Source organism: Acidovorax sp. (genome assembly GCF_046339755.1).
Taxonomy (GTDB): Bacteria; Pseudomonadota; Gammaproteobacteria; order Burkholderiales; family Burkholderiaceae_C; genus Acidovorax.
In genome coordinates this window covers 1-16,568 of record NZ_JBKDTZ010000252.1, presented here as the reverse complement: position 1 = coordinate 16,568, position 16,568 = coordinate 1, and the positions used below count along the sequence as shown (strand labels likewise).

General features: G+C 67.0%; 15 protein-coding genes and 1 pseudogene. 9 read left to right on the top strand and 7 right to left on the bottom strand.

Annotated elements, in window-relative coordinates; genetic code table 11:
* The first annotated feature begins 128 nt into the window (after positions 1-128).
* Entirely contained in the window at positions 129-404 is a 276-nt protein-coding gene (locus tag ACK59X_RS22240; RefSeq protein WP_409960555.1) for a hypothetical protein, read from the top strand.
* 3 nt (positions 405-407) lie between these two features.
* Here the strand turns inward: ACK59X_RS22240 and ACK59X_RS22235 are convergent, their stop codons facing one another.
* The 3 genes and pseudogenes from ACK59X_RS22235 to ACK59X_RS22225 form a co-directional block, all read right to left on the bottom strand.
* Positions 408-911 (bottom strand): protein tyrosine phosphatase, encoded by a 504-nt coding sequence (locus ACK59X_RS22235; RefSeq protein WP_409960554.1) that lies wholly within the window; start codon positions 909-911, stop codon positions 408-410.
* Positions 912-1,116: 205 nt separating this feature from the next.
* Positions 1,117-1,820 (bottom strand): annotated as a pseudogene (locus ACK59X_RS22230) (response regulator).
* A 98-nt stretch (positions 1,821-1,918) separates the two neighbouring features.
* On the bottom strand, positions 1,919-2,815 hold the full coding sequence (locus ACK59X_RS22225; RefSeq protein WP_409960553.1) for a LysR family transcriptional regulator: 897 nt from the start codon (positions 2,813-2,815) through the stop codon (positions 1,919-1,921).
* A 77-nt stretch (positions 2,816-2,892) separates the two neighbouring features.
* On the opposite strand from ACK59X_RS22225, the gene ACK59X_RS22220 reads away from it, so the two are divergent.
* Complete coding sequence (locus ACK59X_RS22220) at positions 2,893-3,588, top strand: glutathione S-transferase family protein (RefSeq protein ID WP_409960552.1); 696 nt, start codon at positions 2,893-2,895, stop codon at positions 3,586-3,588.
* A 51-nt stretch (positions 3,589-3,639) separates the two neighbouring features.
* Here ACK59X_RS22220 and ACK59X_RS22215 read toward each other — a convergent pair whose 3' ends face one another.
* Complete coding sequence (locus ACK59X_RS22215) at positions 3,640-4,353, bottom strand: DUF3334 family protein (protein ID WP_409960551.1); 714 nt, start codon at positions 4,351-4,353, stop codon at positions 3,640-3,642.
* Positions 4,354-4,549: 196 nt separating this feature from the next.
* Between ACK59X_RS22215 and ACK59X_RS22210 the strand changes: the two genes are divergently transcribed.
* Together ACK59X_RS22210 and ACK59X_RS22205 are read left to right on the top strand one after the other, a co-directional pair.
* Complete coding sequence (locus ACK59X_RS22210; protein WP_409960550.1) at positions 4,550-5,731, top strand: DUF917 family protein; 1,182 nt, start codon at positions 4,550-4,552, stop codon at positions 5,729-5,731.
* Between the two features lie 21 nt (positions 5,732-5,752).
* A complete protein-coding gene (locus tag ACK59X_RS22205) occupies positions 5,753-6,808 on the top strand; it encodes a diguanylate cyclase (protein WP_409960549.1) in 1,056 nt (351 codons plus the stop codon).
* A gap of 93 nt (positions 6,809-6,901) precedes the next feature.
* On the opposite strand, the gene ACK59X_RS22200 is transcribed toward ACK59X_RS22205, so the two are convergent.
* The 3 genes from ACK59X_RS22200 to ACK59X_RS22190 form a co-directional block, all read right to left on the bottom strand.
* Positions 6,902-7,363: a (2Fe-2S)-binding protein gene (locus ACK59X_RS22200; protein ID WP_409960548.1), complete on the bottom strand. Its 462-nt coding sequence runs from the start codon at positions 7,361-7,363 to the stop codon at positions 6,902-6,904.
* Between the two features lie 25 nt (positions 7,364-7,388).
* Positions 7,389-9,662: a molybdopterin cofactor-binding domain-containing protein gene (locus tag ACK59X_RS22195; RefSeq protein WP_409960547.1), complete on the bottom strand. Its 2,274-nt coding sequence runs from the start codon at positions 9,660-9,662 to the stop codon at positions 7,389-7,391.
* A gap of 97 nt (positions 9,663-9,759) precedes the next feature.
* Positions 9,760-10,368: a glutathione S-transferase gene (locus tag ACK59X_RS22190; protein ID WP_409960546.1), complete on the bottom strand. Its 609-nt coding sequence runs from the start codon at positions 10,366-10,368 to the stop codon at positions 9,760-9,762.
* 155 nt (positions 10,369-10,523) lie between these two features.
* Here ACK59X_RS22190 and ACK59X_RS22185 point away from each other — a divergent pair, with 155 nt between their 5' ends.
* The 5 genes from ACK59X_RS22185 to urtD all read left to right on the top strand — a co-directional run bounded on the left by ACK59X_RS22185 (position 10,524) and on the right by urtD (position 16,243).
* Positions 10,524-10,982, top strand: coding sequence for an Lrp/AsnC family transcriptional regulator (locus tag ACK59X_RS22185; protein WP_409960545.1), 459 nt, complete (start codon positions 10,524-10,526; stop codon positions 10,980-10,982).
* 243 nt (positions 10,983-11,225) lie between these two features.
* The gene (gene urtA / locus ACK59X_RS22180; RefSeq protein WP_409960544.1) at positions 11,226-12,497 is read left to right on the top strand and encodes an urea ABC transporter substrate-binding protein; all 1,272 of its coding nucleotides are present in this window, start codon (positions 11,226-11,228) and stop codon (positions 12,495-12,497) included.
* A gap of 121 nt (positions 12,498-12,618) precedes the next feature.
* Positions 12,619-14,199, top strand: coding sequence for an urea ABC transporter permease subunit UrtB (urtB, locus tag ACK59X_RS22175; protein ID WP_409960543.1), 1,581 nt, complete (start codon positions 12,619-12,621; stop codon positions 14,197-14,199).
* 17 nt (positions 14,200-14,216) lie between these two features.
* Positions 14,217-15,371: an urea ABC transporter permease subunit UrtC gene (urtC, locus tag ACK59X_RS22170; protein WP_409960542.1), complete on the top strand. Its 1,155-nt coding sequence runs from the start codon at positions 14,217-14,219 to the stop codon at positions 15,369-15,371.
* Positions 15,368-16,243 (top strand): urea ABC transporter ATP-binding protein UrtD, encoded by an 876-nt coding sequence (gene urtD, locus ACK59X_RS22165; RefSeq protein ID WP_409960541.1) that lies wholly within the window; start codon positions 15,368-15,370, stop codon positions 16,241-16,243. The genes urtC and urtD overlap by 4 nt, the downstream gene beginning before the upstream one ends.
* Positions 16,244-16,568 lie beyond the last annotated feature (325 nt).

Genomic DNA, 16,568 nt, shown 5'->3' with positions numbered 1-16,568 from the left:
CAGCCTGCGGTGCGCCTGCGCCACGCGCACCGCAATGTCTTCGCGTCTGACACGGTGCCGTCTAAAACACCGCGTAGCATGGGGTTTGGTACCACGCGGCGTGGCTCGTTGGTGGACCGCCGACCAAGATGCGCAACATATCCCAATCGTTCAGATTCGTTCGTGCCGCGCAGGGCGCTCCCAGGTCCCGGGCCAGCGCGGCCACCGATGCGCTCAGTGCCATCACCGTCTGGCGCGCCCTGGATGGCGACCGGAGCATCCGGGTGCTGGTGGACGGACGCGACGATGTGCTGGTGGCGGAGCTCACCTTCACCCAGGGGCACCTCGAGGCGGCCATGAAGGATCTTTCGGAGCTGTGCGCGGAAAACGGAATTGACCGGGAGTTGATCGCGCAGACCCGGTAGCGGCTATGCAGGCCCCGGCCGCGGGGCGTGCTCCAGCGCAACGGGCGGCGGCGCATCGCCAATGCCTTGCCAGTCATCACGCTGCAGCTTGCCGCTGGCGTGCAGGGTCACCACGAGCTCGATCCGGTGGCGCAGCGAATGCAGCGTGCGCTCTGCCTCCTGCACCCGGTTGGCCACCGGCGCCAAGGTGTGCAGCAGCGGCGGGTAGGCCCACTGCGCGCTGTGCGCCTGCCAGGGCCAGGGTGGGTGGTGGTGCGCGGTTTCAGCATCGAGCGCCACGATGATGTCGATGCGCGTTCCGCTTGGCGCCAGAAACTGGTCCCAGCCCTTGGGTGCCAGGCGGGCAATGGGCATGCCCGCGCGGTGCAGCACTTCCAGCGCGACCGGGCTCACCGTGGCCGCCGCCCGCCCCGGTACACCGCACGAAAATGCGCCAAAGCGGCCTTTGCCGACGTGGCGCAGGCAGGACTCCGCCAACTGGCTGCGGACAGCATTCTCGGCAGACACGAACAGGACATTCGGCGCAGGGCCCATGGTAAGTGGTTCGAAATTCGATGAAGAGGTGGCGGTGGTGCAGCGGCAAGGCCCGGGGCGCTGGATGCCCGGCAGTTGCGTGCCGCGGCCTCCCCAGCTGCCGAGTATCGGACAGCATGCAGCATCCGTGCCCGACTCCCTGTCGCCTGCGCTCAGGGCCCCGCGCCAGCCGCCGCCTTCAGCCAGCTGCCTGCGACCGTGGCGCCAGGTGCGCCGTCAGCCGGTACCCGGCGCCCCGCACGGTCTCGATCATGGCGCCGGCCTCTCCCAGGGTCTCGCGCAGCCGCTTCACATGGACATCGACGCTGCGCTCCTCGATGAGCGGGTTGTCGTTCCAGACCGAGTCCAGCAGTTGCGAGCGGGTGTGGATCCGCTCGGCATGGGCCATCAGGTGGTGCAGCAGCTTGAACTCCCTTGGCCCGAGCCTCAGTTGCTGGCCCTTGAAGGGGTCGCCGCGTGGAGGACCAGGTCTCCGGTGCTCACCTGGTTGCCGGCCGGGTCGGCCGGGTTGCGCCGCATCACGGCGCGGATGCGGGCCAGCAGTTCCTGCGTGGAAAACGGCTTGGTGACATAGTCGTCGGCACCGGCATCGAGTGCCGCCACCTTGTCCGACTCATCGCCCCGGGCCGTCAGCATCACGATGGGAAGGCGCCGCGTGCGTTCATCGCCGCGCCATTTGCGGGCCAGGGCCAGACCGTTGTCACCCGGCAGCATCCAGTCGAGAAGCACGACATCCGGCAGTTCGCTCTCGAACTCCCGCTGGGCGGCCTCCCCATCCTCGACCCAGGATGGGGAAAACCCGTTGTGCCGCAAATTCACGGAGATCAGTTCTGCAATCGCGGGTTCGTCATCGACGATCAAAACGCGGGGTAAGGGTCGCATGGTCCAAGGGTAAACCCAGGTTGCCTGTCTTATGGCGTGAAGGGGTTGTTTCCCGCATGCATCGCGGGGTGAAATCCAGGATGGCAGACCCGCGTCACTCACTCCAGCACCAGCGTGTGCGCCAGGTGGCTGTACACCGTGGCCACGCGGCGCAGGTGGCGCGACTCGGGATGGGTGAGCAGCCACAGCCCGGTCTCGCACTCTTCGAGTGCGCCGGTCAGCGCCACCAGGCCGGGGTGCTGCTGCGCCAGGAAGACCGGCAGCACGCCCACGCCCAGCCCCAGGGCCACCAGCTCCATCACGGTGAGGATGCTGCCCACGCGGTAGCGCGCCACCGCCTTCGGAAAGTGCCGCTTGCGCCATACCACCGAGGGATGCTCGGGCAGCGCATCGTCGGGCGCCACCCAGTCGTGGTCGGCGTGCACGTCGGCCAGTTGCTGCACCGGGCCCTGGCGTGCGGCATACAGGGCCATGCGGATGGGCCCCACCTGCCGGCCCACCAGATGGGCCGGCGGGCGGCGCGTGGCGCGCACGGCGATGTCCGTGTCGCGCCGGGTCAGGCTGGCCAGGTCGTTGCCCGCGTGCAGCTCGAACTGCAGCAGCGGGTGCTGGCCCTGCAGTGCCAGCAGCGCGGGTGCCACCAGGCCGTGCAGGATGGTGTCGGTGGTGGTGATGCGCACCGTGCCCGATACCCGCTCGGGCCGCTGTTGCGCGGCGGAGCGCGCCGATTCCAGCGCCGATTCCAGCTGCTCCGCGTGCCCGGCCAGGGTCTGCGCCAGCTCCAGCGCCTGGTAGCCCGAGCGCGAGCGGGTGAACAGCGCCTGCCCGAGTCCGCGCTCGATGCGCTGCAGGGTGCGGAATACCGTGGACGGATCCACCCCCAGGCGCTCGCCGGCGCCTGCCAGCGTGCCCGCTCGCACCAGGGCCAGCAGGTTCTCCAGGTCGCTGGCGCCCAACTGGAAAGGGGTGGCCGGGGATTGCGTTGGCGCAAGCATGGTTTGCAGTATTGCGTATTTTGATTTCGCTGGTGCAATCATAGATTCAGGGCTCCCACCCTTCAAGGATCCTTGCCATGCCCCACGCACTCACCCTCATCAGCCATCCCCTGTGCCCCTATGTCCAGAGGGCCGCCGTCGCCATGGCGGAAAAGGGCATCGCCAACGAACGCATCGACATCGACCTGGGCGACAAACCCGCCTGGTTTCTGCAACTGTCGCCGCTGGGCAAGACGCCCGTACTGCTGGTCGATGGCCAGCCTGTCTTCGAATCGGCCGTGATCTGCGAGTACCTGGACGAGACTGTGGCGCCCCGCCTGCACCCGCAGGATGCGCTGGCCCGTGCCCGGCACCGGGGCTGGATGGAGTTCGGTTCGGCCGTGCTCTCGGCCATAGGCGCGTTCTACAGCGCACCCGACGAGGCCGCGCTGGCCGACCGGGCCGCGGCCCTGCAGCGCATGTTCGCGCAGGTCGAGGCACAGCTGGCCTTGCGCTCGGAAGCGGGCCCTTACTTTGCGGGGGCGCGCTTTACATTGGTCGATGCGGGCTTTGGTCCGGTGTTCCGCTACTTCGACGTGTTCGACCGGATCGGCGATTTCGGCGTGTTCACCGGCCTGCCCCATGTGGCGGTCTGGCGCGCGGCGCTGGCGGCCCGGCCCTCGGTGGCCGGTGCCGTGGGTGCGGACTATGGGGACCGGCTGCGCGCCTTTCTGCGTGCACGCCAGGGTGCGCTGGCGGCGCGCATGGCACAGGCCGTGGCCATGCCGGCATGACCCCTGCGCCGCGTCTGCAGCCCGGGCGGCGCGTGGGCCGGGGCGGGGAGCCTACATGCCCAGCGACTTGAGCAGCTCGTCCGTGTCGGAGCCGCCGCCACCGGCGTCCGCTGCGGGCGCGGGGGCAGGCGCCGGGGCTTCGCCTTGTGTGCCGCGTGCATTCTGCGACATCAGGGCATCGGCGTCGGGTGTGTCCTGGGCCTCGAAATCCACCGCCTTGATGAATTCGGTGCGGTCGATGGCCAGCTCCAGGTAGAAGATGTTGTTGCTGGCGGTATAGAAAGTCACGCGCCGGGCCTCGGGCTTGTCCAGGTTGGCGTCCACGCTGAGCATCACCTGCTTGTTGAGCACCAGCATCTTGGGCTGGTTCTGCGTGATGTGGGTCTGCAGTTCGCGCCGCACCTTGCCGGTGAAGTCGCCCACCACCTGGTTCATGAGCTCGCCCATCACGTTGGCGACCTCGTCCGAGGTGTAGGAGGAGACCAGGTCGTCCTTGGACATGCCCATGTTCAGCAGGTAGCTTGAATACAGCTCCATCGCGGCCTGGGCCGAGAAGTTGATGATCACCAGGCCCGAGAAACCCCCATCGAACAACACGAAGCAGCCGATGTCCGGCTTCAGGCAGGTCTTGCTGATGCGCTGCACCATGCCCGAGTAATGGATCTGGCTGTGCGTGGCGACGTTGAGCACGCGGGTGACCGAGTTGCACAGGCTGATCAGCAGGTCTTCGGTGCCGTAGATGACGGAGGTTTCGGTAGGGCTCATGGTGGTCGCAGGAAATAGGGGCACTCAGGATGACAACGGCTTGACAGAGCATAGGCGAAGCGGCAGCACTCGGCCAGAGTGGTTACCTGGCACTGTGGTGCCTTTGGCGTCATTGGCGCCAGAAGTTAAGCTGCGGGTTGACAATCGACCGGCTAGGCGTATCGTCCCAGCCATTCGTCAAGAGAGAGGGATCCAAATGGGAACTTACAGCTACGGGCTTGCCGATTTTCAATCCATTGCAGCGGGTGCTGCCGTGTTGGCAAGCGGTGGAGGGGGCAGCTACAACGATGCCTGCAGTATCCTGCAGGAGCTGGCCGCCCAGGGCTTCAGTGGACAGGTCACCGTCAAGGACTACGATGGCGCCACCCCGGCCTGCGTGCTGGCCATCATGGGCTCGCCCGATGCGGCCGACAGCCTGGACCTCACAACGATCCAGAATTCCATCACCAATACCGTGGCAGTGATGGAGTTGAACACCGGCATCCTGCTGGGTTGCTTCATTCCGGTGGAGATCGGGCCCATCAACTCCCTGGTGCCGCTGATCGGCGCGGCCCTGTCCAATGGCACGGTCTGGGTCGTCGATGGCGACGGGGCCGGCCGGGCGGTGCCCGAGCTGCCGCAAACCACCTTCACCGGAGGGGCCCAGTTGGCGCCCACTCCCTGCGCCCTGGCCAACGATGTCGCCGATCCTTCGCAGATCCAATCCTCCGTCCTCGGTGCGCCCACGGCAGCCCAGGTGGAATCGCTCGCCGGGGGCGTGGTCGGCGGCTTTGGTGGCTATTCCGGCATTGCCATGTGGCCGTCCAACGCCAACAACAACTTCGCCCTGTCGGGCAACTACATCCCCGGCACGATGGAGCAGGCGCGGCAGCTGGGTGCCTACCTGCTGGGCGCAGGCAGCCCCCAGGCCACGAGCGATGTCGCCGCCAAGATCACTTCGCTCACCGGCCGGCCGGCCAAGGTCGTGCTGAAAAACTTCTACATCACCGCCGTCACCCAGTCCACCTCCAGCGCCTCGCTCGATTCGGGCATCATCCGCCTGGACAACACGCAGGACCCCTCGCAGAGCACCGAGACCCATTACCTGTACAACCTGAACGAGAACCTCCTCATGTACAGCACGGCGAGCACCTCGCCCGACATCATCGCGCCCGATTCGATCTGCTACTACTCCGAGAGCACGGGCCGGGGCTTCTCCAATGCCAGCGATGACCTGGCCATCTATTTCGACGCCGCCACCGGCCAGAGCACCGGCAAGCAGGTCAGCATCATCCAGGTGCAGACCGCCTCCCTGTTGTACAACACGCCGGGCGTGGTGGCATCGTTTGCGGGGCTGCTGCGCAACATCGGCTACGCGGGCGCCATGCCGTCGGCCTGATGCGTGGACGGGCGGGACCCCATGGGTGAAGCAGACCTGAACCGGGACCGGCTGGAGTTGGCGCTCGAGGCGGCCGGCCTGGATCTGTGGGAAAACGACCTGCTCACCGGCACCGTCACGCGCAAGGCCACCAAGACCTTTCTGGAGCTGGGGTTCACCGAAGAGGAGATCGTCTCGGGGCTGCAGGACGTCTACGGCCTGTTCCATCCCGATGACCTGGCCATCGTGCAGCGTGCGGTGTCCGACCACGTGTCCGGCGTCACGCCGCAGTACCGCTGCGAGTTCCGCCTGCGCAACAAGGGCGGCGAATGGGTCTGGTACGCCAACTATGGCCGCATCATGGATGGCCACACCGACACCCCGGGCAAGCGCCTGATCGGTGTGACCTTCAACATCGACGACCGCAAGCGCAAGGAAGACGAGATCGCCCAGATCAACCGCCAGCTGCGCGAGCAGAACGAGCTGCTGCAGCAGCTGAACACGGCGCTGGAGCAACTCGCTGCCTGCGATGCGCTCACCGGCCTGTCCAACCGGCGCACGCTGATGGACCTGGGCGCGCGCGAGTGCCTGCGCACCGCGCAGCTGGGCCAGCCGCTGTCGTTGATGGTGGTGGACATCGACCACTTCAAGGCCGTCAACGACGCCTGGGGCCACCTGGCCGGTGACCGGGTGATCTGCGCCGTGGCCCAGGCCTGCCTGGCGCGTTCGCGCACGGCGGTGGACATCGTGGCGCGCTTTGGTGGCGAGGAGTTCGTCATCGTCCTGCCGGGCATCGATACCAAGAGCGCGCTGCGCATGGCCGAATCGCTGCGCAATGCCGTATCGGCCCACAATGTGCTGGTGGATGGTGACGGCGCCTGCGTCACCGTCACCGTGAGCATCGGCGTGGCGACCCTTGACGATGTGCGTGGCGCGAGCTTCGAGGAACTGGTCAATACCGCCGACAAGGCCCTCTACCGGGCCAAGCAGGCCGGGCGCAACAACGTGCAGATGGCGGCACCCGGGCCCCATGCTCGTAACGATATCCTGGTCGTGCTGGATCCCGACACCGCCGAAGGCCGTGTATTGGCCAACTGACGCACGGCTGCCCTTGGGGCGGAACGCCGCCACACACAGGCCACGGCCCCGCACTTCCTTCTGTATGTTGCCCCTTGGCCTTTGAACAGGTTCTTAGCCCGGTGGCGTGCCTGCGGCCTGGTGGATGGCCGCACGGATGCGCGGGTAGGTGCCGCAGCGGCAGGCATTGCCTGACATGGCAGTGTCGATGTCCGCATCGGTGGGCCGCGCGGTCTTGGTGAGCAGGGCGCAGGCCGACATGAGCTGGCCGCTCTGGCAGTAGCCGCATTGGGCCACGTCCAGCACGGTCCAGGCATTGCGCAAGGCCTCGGCCTGCGGTCCTGCAAGCCCTTCGATGGTGGTGATGTCCCCGTCGCCCACGGCCGACAGCGGCGTGATGCAGGCGCGCGTGGGCTCGCCGTTCAGGTGAACGGTGCAGGCGCCGCACAGGGCCATGCCGCAGCCGAATTTGGTGCCGTTCATGTGCAGCTCGCCGCGCAGCACCCACAGCAGCGGGGTGTCGGGCTCGGCGTTCACTGAGACGGCCTTGCCGTTGATGCGAAGGGTGGTGGGCATGGGGGAGTCTCCTGGAGCAGTTGGTTCAGGCCACGCGCAAAGGCAGGCTGCGCAGGCGCTGGCCGTTCAGCGCGAAGAGGGCGTTGGCCACGGCGGGGGCAATCGGGGGCACGCCCGGTTCGCCCACGCCCTCGGGTGGCTCGGTGCTCGGAATGATGCGGACCTCGATGCGCGGGCAATCGGCCATGCGCAGCAGCGGGTAGTCGTGGAAGTTGGCCTGCTGTACCTGGCCCTTGTCCACGGTGATCTCGCCGTGCAGTGCAGCCGTGAGGCCGAAGACCACGGCGCTTTCCATCTGCTGGGTGATGAGGTTGGGGTTGATGGCCGCTCCGCAGTCGATCACACAGACCACACGGTGCACGCGGATGGCCTTGCTGTCGGCCGCCACCGACACCTCGGCCACCTGCGCGACGATGGAGCCGAAGGACTGGTGCAGAGCAACGCCCCGCGCGCGCTTCGCGCCGGATGCATCGGCCGCCAGCGGCTGGCCCCAGCCGGCCAGTTCGGCGGCCGTCTTCAGCACATGCAGATGGCGTGGGTGCTTTTGCAGCAGGCCGGCGCGAAACGCCACCGGGTCCTGGCCCGCGGCTGCCGCCGCCTCGTCCATGAAGCTTTCCTTGAAGAAGGCCTGGTGCGAGTGTCCGACCGAACGCCAGAAGCCCACGGGCAGCGGCAGTGCGAGGATCTCGTGGGCAACGCGCGCATGGGGCCACTCGTAGGGCTGGTCGAAAGCACCTTCCGACGTGGTCTTGTCCGGCCCGGCGCCGGGCAGGCCGAAGATGCGGCCGAGCACCTGGGGCACGATGGCCTGGCCCACCGAGAGATTGTCCCAGGCCACCAGCTTGCCCTGCGCATCGAAGCCCGCCTTGAAGCGGGCCATGCACGCGGGGCGGTAGAAATCGTGCTGCGTGTCCTGCTCGCGCGTCCACAGCGTCTGCACGGGTGCGCCACCGGCCGCGCGCGCGATGGCGGCCGCCTGGGCCACGTAATCCACCTCCAGCCGGCGGCCGAATCCGCCGCCCAGCAGCAGCTGGCGCACGTCCACCTTGTCTTCGGCGATGCCCAGCACCTTGGCGGCTGCCGCGCGCGCCAGGTCGGGCACCTGGGTGGAGGTCCACACCGTCGCCGCTCCGTCCTTGAACTGCACCGTGCAGTTGATCGGCTCCAGCGCCGCATGCGCCAGGTAGGGCGCGCGGTAGTCGGCCGTGATGGTGCGCACCGCGCCCTGCATGGCCGCCTCGGCATCGCCACTCTGGTGGTAGCCGAAGCCCTTGGCCTGGTCCAGTGCCTGGGCCAGTTGTTCATACACCGCCGCACTCGACAGCGCGGCCGCCGGGCCGTGGTCCCATTCCACCGTGACGGCGGCCACCGCCTTGCGCGCGTGCCAGGGCGTATTGGCAATCACGGCCACCGCGCCGGTGCCACCGTTCAGGGCCTCCACCGCCAGCACCTTCTTCACACCGGGCAGCTTCTCCGCGGCCGCGCCGTCCATGCGCGCCAATGTCCCGCCGCGTGTGGGGCACATCACCACGGCGGCATGCAGCATGCCCGGCGGATTCGCGTCGATGCCGAACACCGCCGTGCCGTCGAGCTTGCTGCGCGCCTCGATGCGCGTGAGCGGTTTGCCGATCAGGCGGAACTGTGCGGCCTCCTTGAGCGCCACCTTGCCGGGCAGCGGCTGCTGCGCGGCCAGGGCCGCGAGTTCGCCAAAGCTGGCGCGCTGGCCCGCGGCATGCTCCACCACACCGGCCTGCACGCTGCACTCGGTGGCCTGCACGTTCCACTGCGCGGCCGCCGCGCGCACCAGCATGGCCCGGGCGCTGGCGCCGGCCTCGCGCATGGGCAGCCACAGGTCCTTGATGCTGGACGAGCCGCCCGTCATCATCACGCCCACCTCGCGCATGGCCTTGGCGGTGAGCCAGCCGGCCACGGCCTTGATGGAACCATCGTTGTCCGGGTGGAAGGGCAGGCCATCGACCACGGTGGCCAGGTTGTTGTAGATGTCATCGATGGGCGCCATCTCCAGCCGCACCTGGGGCCAGTCGGCATCGAGCTCCTCGGCCAGGATGGCTGCCAGGCCGGTGTGCGTGCCCTGGCCCATCTCCGCCTTGGCCATCATCACCGTGACGGTGTTGTCCGCGCCGATCTTGAGCCATCCATTGAGCGCTGCCTGCCCGCCCGCCGTGGGCAGCGGCGCGCCCGTGCGCAGGCGCTGGCGCGGGGGCAGGGCCCCCCAGCCAATCACCAGCGCGCCCGCTGTGGCCGCGCCGGCCCAGAGCACTGTGCGTCGTTTCACCATGGTTGTTGCCTGCCTCTCGTCGCAGCGATGGGTAGGAAGCCATCGTATACCGGCAGGAGTCCCGGCGCGATGCGCCCAGGCGACACAAGCGCCCGATTCAGCGCGCAGGCAGTGTGGCAAAGGCCGGCAAGCGCTCCGCCTGCTCCGCATAGGCGGCCAGCGTCGGGTAGCCCGCCGCCGCTACGGTGTCGGGCACCATCATCTGCAGGAAATCCCAGGCCACGGCAATGGTGATGCCGGCATCGCCGATCTCCTGCGCGGGCGCGGGCAGGGGCGCGCGTGCCAGCTCGTCCTCCAGCAGCGCGCACGCGGCCAGCAACTGGCCGGTCACACGCTCCAGCCAGGGGGCGTGCAGCTTCTCGGTGGGGCGCAGCTTGTGCTCGTAAACGATCTGCACCGCCTTCTCGCACACGGCCAGCGCCAGGCCCGTGAGGCGCAGCGCGTGGTGCAGCGCCGCGCCGCCCGCCGGCTGCAGCCGGCGCGGGGACAGCGTAGCCGCCCATTGCAGGATCAGCGTCGAGTCCATGAGCACGCCGCCGTCGTCGCAGACCAGCGTGGGCGCCTTGACCACGGGGTTGATGCGGCCGAAGGCATCGAAGGTGCTGAACACCGACAGTGGCCGGTGCTCAAAGGGCACACCGAGCACCGTGAGCGCGATGGCGACGCGGCGGACAAAGGGAGAGTCGAGCATTCCAACCAGCTGCATGGGGTCTGTTTCCTCGGAGGAATCGGCCACCACTGGCCGCAGGTCATGCACCATATAGGCCTGTCGGTGCTGCGTGAAGCAGCAGGCATCGAAATAATGGGCGCCAAACCGATGGATGATCGGCCACCGCCCAACCCCGTTCAATACGCAGCAGCATGGAACTCGACAAGAAGGACTGGCTCATCCTCGAAGCCCTGCAGGCCGATGCCCGCCAGAGCCTGGCGGCCCTGGGCAAGCGCATCGGCCTGTCCCAGCCGGCCATGAGCGAGCGCGTGCGCAAGCTCGAAGACGCGGGCGTCATCGAAGGCTATGGCGCGCGCGTCAACCTGCGCGCCATCGGCGTGCGGCTGCAGGCCCTCATCCGCATCCAGACCACGCATGCCGGCATCGCGCCCTACCTGAAGCTGTTCGCGGCAATGCCCGAGGTGCTGGAGGCCGACCGCGTCACGGGCGAGGACTGCTTCATCGTGCGCTGCGCCATCGCCGAGCCCGAGGACCTGCAGCGCGTGGTGGATTCGCTGGCAAGGCACGGTGGCGTCACCACCTCGCTGGTGCTGTCCAGCCCGGTGCGCAAGACCACCACGGTGCACGCACTCCAGCGGCCGGCGCGCTGAGCGGCGGCGCATGCCGAGGATGCCTGTGAAGCTATTTTTTCAGTAGCTTCAAGTGCCCGTCCAGCAAAGGGCGGGTGGTGATTGAAGCCCCTCCTGTAACCGGCCGTGTACGCCACCCGGCGTATTTGCGATCCGGGGTGCGCTCTCCAGAATCCATTCCATCGACCGACCAAGGCGCCCATCCAGGCGCCATCGGGCGAAGCGGTTTGTTGAACCACCACCCCTTCCACTGGAGAAGCACACATGCAACGTCGTTATTCCCTCAAGGCCCTTGCGGCCGTCGCTACGCTCGCTGGCCTGTCTGCACTGCCAGCCCATGCGCAGGACACCATCAAGGTCGGCATCCTGCACAGCCTCTCGGGCACCATGGCCATCTTGGAAACCGTGTTGAAAGACACCGTGCTGATGGCCATCGACGAGATCAACGCCAAGGGCGGTGTCCTGGGCAAGAAGCTCGAACCCGTGGTGGTGGACCCTGCCTCCAACTGGCCCCTGTTCGCCGAGAAGACCAAGCAGCTGCTGGGCCAGGACAAGGTCTCGGTGATCTTCGGCTGCTGGACCTCGGTGAGCCGCAAGTCCGTGCTGCCCGTGGTCGAGGAAATGAACGGCCTGCTCTTCTATCCCGTGCAGTACGAGGGTGAAGAGCTGTCGAAGAACGTGTTCTACACCGGCGCCGCGCCCAACCAGCAGGCCATCCCCGCGGTGGACTACCTGATGAGCAAGGACGGCGGCAGCGCCAAGCGCTGGGTGCTGCTGGGCACCGACTACGTCTACCCCCGCACCACCAACAAGATCCTGCGCGCCTACCTCAAGTCCAAGGGCGTGAAGGACAGCGACATCGACGAGAAGTACACCCCCTTCGGCCATTCGGACTACCAGACCATCGTGGCCGACATCAAGAAGTTCAGCCAGGGTGGCAAGACGGCCGTGGTCTCCACCATCAACGGCGACTCCAACGTGCCCTTCTACAAGGAACTGGGCAACGCGGGCCTGAAGGCCAAGGACGTGCCGGTCGTCGCCTTCTCCGTGGGCGAGGAAGAGCTGCGCGGCGTGGACACCAAGCCCCTGGTGGGCCACCTGGCGGCCTGGAACTACTTCCAGTCCATCAAGAGCCCGGCCAACACCGAGTTCATCAAGAAGTGGAGCGATTACGCCAAAGCCAAGGGCATTGCCGGCCACAAGGACAAGCCGCTCACCAACGACCCGATGGAAGCCACCTACATCGGCATCAACATGTGGAAGCAGGCCGTCGAGAAGGCCAAGAGCACCGACGTGGACAAGGTGATCGCCGCCATGGCCGGCCAGACCTTCAAGGCACCGTCGGGCATCGTCTCCAAGATGGACGAGAAGAACCACCACCTGCACAAGAGCGTGTTCATCGGCGAGATCAAGGCCGATGGCCAGTTCAACGTGGTGTGGAAGACGCCTGGCCCCGTCAAGGCCAAGCCATGGAGCCCTTACATCGAAGGCAACGACAAGAAGAAGGACGAGCCGGACGGCAAGAGCAAGCTCTGATCGTTGCCGGTTCCGGGAGGCGCAGCGCGCCTCCCTTCTTTCCCCCTGGCTTGCGTGGTCCGCATGGAAGCCAGGGGCGACGCCAGCGCACCGCCGCATTCTCCTGACGCCACTGGCCGCTATGCTTTCATCCCTCTTTCACCGCTTGTTCGCCTGCCTGCTGCTGTGCGCAGCCGTGCAGGCGCACGCGCTCACGGCGCAATCCGCGCGCGCCATGGCGGCTGGCGACACCGATGAGCGCATCGCAGCGCTGCAGGCCGCCATCGCCACGCCCGACGAGGCCACCATCGCCTTCATCCGCGCCATGGGCGACGACGCGGTCAAGATCGCCGGCGGCAAGGCCATCGTCATCAAGGACGGCAAGGGCACCGACCCCGTGACCGGCGCCGAGGTGCCCGTGCCCGACGATGCCGAAGACATCGTCAACAACAACCGCATGCGCTGCGAGTTCGACACCGCGCTCGCCTCGCTGCAGCTCATGTCCGCCGACATCGCGCAGCGCCGCAATGCCATCGACGCCCTGCGCGAAGAGACCGACGAAGCCCGCCTGCCGCTGATCGAAAAGGCCCTGGCCGCCGAGCAGGATGCCGGCCTCAAGGTGCGCCTGGAAGGTATCCGCGCACGCATCCTCATCAGCAGCAGCGACGCTGCCAAACGCCTGGAGGCCACCCAACTGCTGGCTGCCAGCGCCAACCCCGCCACGCGCACCGTGCTGCTGGAGCAGTTGCGCAGCGAAGAGGATCCCAAGGTCAAGGCCGCCCTGCAGACGGCCCTCCAGGCCGTGGAAGAGCGCCTGCAGTGGGGCGAGCGCCTGGCCGCCATGTTCTCGGGCATCAGCCTGGGCTCCATCCTGCTGCTGGTGGCGCTGGGGCTGGCCATCACCTACGGCCTCATGGGCGTGATCAACATGGCCCACGGCGAGCTGATGATGATCGGCGCCTACGCCACCTACGTCATGCAGGGCGTGTTCCAGCGCTACTTCCCCGGCGCGTTCGACTGGTACCTGGTGGCGGCCGTGCCCGCCGCCTTCATGGCTTCAGCGCTCATGGGCGCGGTGCTCGAGCGCGGCGTGATCCGCTTCCTCTACGGCCGCCCGCTGGAGACGCTGCTGGCCACCTGGGGCATCAGCCTCATGCTGCAGCAACTGGTGCGCAGTGTGTTCGGCGCGCAGAACGTGGGCGTGGAAAACCCCTCGTGGATGAGCGGCGGCGTGCAGCTCATGGAAAACCTGCAGCTGCCCTGGAACCGGGTGATCATCGTCGCCTTCGCGCTGGCGGTGCTCGGGGGCGTGGCCTTCCTCATCAGCCGCACGCGCCTGGGCCTGTTCGTGCGCGGCGTCACGCAGAACCGCCCCATCGCCTCGTGCATGGGCGTGAACACCGCCCGCGTGGACACCTATGCTTTCGCGCTGGGCTCGGGCATCGCAGGCCTCGCGGGCTGTGCCCTCAGCCAGGTGGGCAATGTGGGCCCGGACCTGGGCCAGGGCTACATCGTCGATTCGTTCATGGTGGTGGTGCTCGGCGGCGTGGGCCAGCTGGCCGGCACCGTGTATGCCGCGCTCGGCCTTGGCGTGCTCAACAAGTTCCTCGAAGGCTGGACGGGCGCCGTGCTGGCCAAGATCGCCGTGCTGGTGTTCATCATCATCTTCATCCAGAAGCGGCCGCAGGGCATCTTCGCGGTCAAAGGGCGTACCGCTGACTGAGCGGATCGAGACAGAACATGACGACGACTACGCCTTCCTCCTCCATCCAACTGCCCGCACCCGCGCCGCTGCTCACGCGCGGCGGCTGGTCGGCCTTCATCGTGGCGCTCATCGTGGTGTGCGCCGTGGCACCTGTGCTCAATCTGTGGGTGCCGGCCGGTAGCCCGCTGCACCTGTCCGACTATGCCGTGGCCCTGCTCGGCAAGATCATGTGCTACGCCATCTGCGCGCTGGCCATGGACCTGATCTGGGGCTACACCGGCATCCTGAGCCTGGGCCATGGCCTGTTCTTCGCGCTCGGCGGCTACGTGATGGGCATGTACCTCATGCGCCAGATCGGCCGCGACGGCAACTACAAGAGCGACCTGCCCGACTTCATGGTCTTCCTCGACTGGAAGGAGCTGCCCTGGCACTGGATGCTGTCCGACAGTTTTGTGGCCACGCTCATCCTGGTGGTGGCCGTGCCCGGCATCGTGGCCTTCGTGTTCGGCTACTTCGCCTTCCGCTCGCGCATCAAGGGCGTGTACTTTTCCATCATCACCCAGGCCATGACCTACGCGGCCATGCTGTTGTTCTTCCGCAACGAGACGGGTTTCGGCGGCAACAACGGGTTCACCGACTTCAAGCGCATCCTGGGACAGCCCATCGCCACGCAGAACATGCGCATGCTGCTGTTCGTGATGACGGGTGTGGCGCTGCTGGCCTTTTTCCTGCTGGCGCGCTGGCTGGTGCGCAGCAAGTTCGGCCGTGTGCTGCAGGCCGTGCGCGATGCCGAAACCCGTGTCATGTTCTCGGGCTACTCGCCGCTGCCCTACAAGCTCACCATCTGGACCATCAGCGCCATGATGTGCGGCGTGGCCGGCGCGCTGTACGTGCCCCAGGTCGGCATCATCAACCCCGGCGAGATGAGCGCCGCCAACTCCATCGAGATCGCCGTCTGGGCAGCCGTGGGCGGCCGTGCCACGCTGATCGGTCCCATCGTGGGCGCCTTCATCGTCAACGGCGCCAAGAGCTGGCTCACCGTGACGGCTCCCGAGTTCTGGCTGTACTTCCTGGGTGCGCTGTTCATCGCGGTCACGCTGTTCCTGCCCAACGGCGTGGTGGGCCTGGTGAAGAAGTTCGGTTTCGGCAGCAAGAAGAACAACGACGACAAGAAGGGAGGCACGCAATGACCCCGGACCTGATGGAAGAGGGCGCGCGCCGCATTGCGGCCAAGGCCGCCCCGGCGGCTCCGGGCCAGACCGAATCGGGCGGGCGCGCCGCCGGCTTCTCGCGCATCGCCACGCCCGGCGAGGTGGATGTGGCCCACGGCCGCATTCTCTACCTCGAAGACGTGAACGTGAGCTTCGACGGTTTCAAGGCCATCAACAACCTGAGCCTGGATATCGCCCCCGGCGAGCTGCGCTGCATCATCGGCCCCAATGGCGCGGGCAAGACGACGATGATGGACATCATCACCGGCAAGACCCGCCCCGACAGCGGCACCGTGTTCTTCGGCAGCACCATCGACCTGTTGCGCCACAACGAGCCCGAGATCGCCAGCTTAGGGATAGGCCGCAAGTTCCAGAAGCCCACGGTGTTCGAGCAGCTCACGGTGTTTGAGAACCTGGAGTTGGCCTTGAAGACCCACAAGGGCGTGAAGTCCAGCATGTTCTTCCGCCTGGATTCGGGCCAGTCCGACCGACTGGCCGAGGTGCTGCACACGATTCACCTGGCGGGCAGCGTGACGCGCATGGCGGGCAATCTGAGCCATGGGCAAAAGCAGTGGCTGGAGATCGGGATGCTGCTGATGCAGGATCCGAAGCTGTTGTTGCTGGACGAGCCTGTCGCTGGCATGACCGACGATGAGACGGCGCGGACGGCCGAGCTGTTCTTGACTCTGAAAGGCAAGCACTCCCTCATGGTGGTGGAGCATGACATGGGGTTCATCCGGACGATCTCGGAGATCGTCACGGTCTTGTGCGATGGGGCTGTGTTGGCGCAGGGGACTTTGGACCAGGTGCAGGCGGATGAGCGGGTGATTGAGGTTTATTTGGGGCGGTGATGGCTTGCTGCTCTTCGTTCTTCGGTGCTTGGTTTGAGGGCGGAGGCCGGGATGTGCGCCCGGCGGCGCACCTTCTTTCTTTTGCGTCGCCAAAAGAAAGAAGGCAAAGAAAAGGCGACCCCGCTGCCCGTGTCCCCCTCGCCGGAGGCGAGGGGGCAGCCTGCGATGCTCGGTCCTGGGGTGTGCCGCAGAACTCGCTGCGTTCTTCGAACTCCGCTCAAACAGCTGCGGCAAGCTTGACAACGATGCGCGTGTCCTTCGGCACGCGCTCACCCCAGGCCCTGTGCTTCTCGGCACGGTCAGAGGGGATAGGACACCACACGGG

What these genes read in the sequence shown, in the direction of transcription:
- ACK59X_RS22240 (WP_409960555.1), top strand. Translation starts at nt 129, where the DNA reads ATGCGCAACATATCCCAATCGTTCAGATTCGTTCGTGCCGCGCAGGGC.
- ACK59X_RS22225 (WP_409960553.1), bottom strand. Translation starts at nt 2,815, where the DNA reads ATGCTTGCGCCAACGCAATCCCCGGCCACCCCTTTCCAGTTGGGCGCC.
- ACK59X_RS22220 (WP_409960552.1), top strand. Translation starts at nt 2,893, where the DNA reads ATGCCCCACGCACTCACCCTCATCAGCCATCCCCTGTGCCCCTATGTC.
- ACK59X_RS22215 (WP_409960551.1), bottom strand. Translation starts at nt 4,353, where the DNA reads ATGAGCCCTACCGAAACCTCCGTCATCTACGGCACCGAAGACCTGCTG.
- ACK59X_RS22210 (WP_409960550.1), top strand. Translation starts at nt 4,550, where the DNA reads ATGGGAACTTACAGCTACGGGCTTGCCGATTTTCAATCCATTGCAGCG.
- ACK59X_RS22205 (WP_409960549.1), top strand. Translation starts at nt 5,753, where the DNA reads ATGGGTGAAGCAGACCTGAACCGGGACCGGCTGGAGTTGGCGCTCGAG.
- ACK59X_RS22200 (WP_409960548.1), bottom strand. Translation starts at nt 7,363, where the DNA reads ATGCCCACCACCCTTCGCATCAACGGCAAGGCCGTCTCAGTGAACGCC.
- ACK59X_RS22195 (WP_409960547.1), bottom strand. Translation starts at nt 9,662, where the DNA reads ATGGTGAAACGACGCACAGTGCTCTGGGCCGGCGCGGCCACAGCGGGC.
- ACK59X_RS22190 (WP_409960546.1), bottom strand. Translation starts at nt 10,368, where the DNA reads ATGCAGCTGGTTGGAATGCTCGACTCTCCCTTTGTCCGCCGCGTCGCC.
- ACK59X_RS22185 (WP_409960545.1), top strand. Translation starts at nt 10,524, where the DNA reads ATGGAACTCGACAAGAAGGACTGGCTCATCCTCGAAGCCCTGCAGGCC.
- urtA (WP_409960544.1), top strand. Translation starts at nt 11,226, where the DNA reads ATGCAACGTCGTTATTCCCTCAAGGCCCTTGCGGCCGTCGCTACGCTC.
- urtB (WP_409960543.1), top strand. Translation starts at nt 12,619, where the DNA reads ATGCTTTCATCCCTCTTTCACCGCTTGTTCGCCTGCCTGCTGCTGTGC.
- urtC (WP_409960542.1), top strand. Translation starts at nt 14,217, where the DNA reads ATGACGACGACTACGCCTTCCTCCTCCATCCAACTGCCCGCACCCGCG.
- urtD (WP_409960541.1), top strand. Translation starts at nt 15,368, where the DNA reads ATGACCCCGGACCTGATGGAAGAGGGCGCGCGCCGCATTGCGGCCAAG.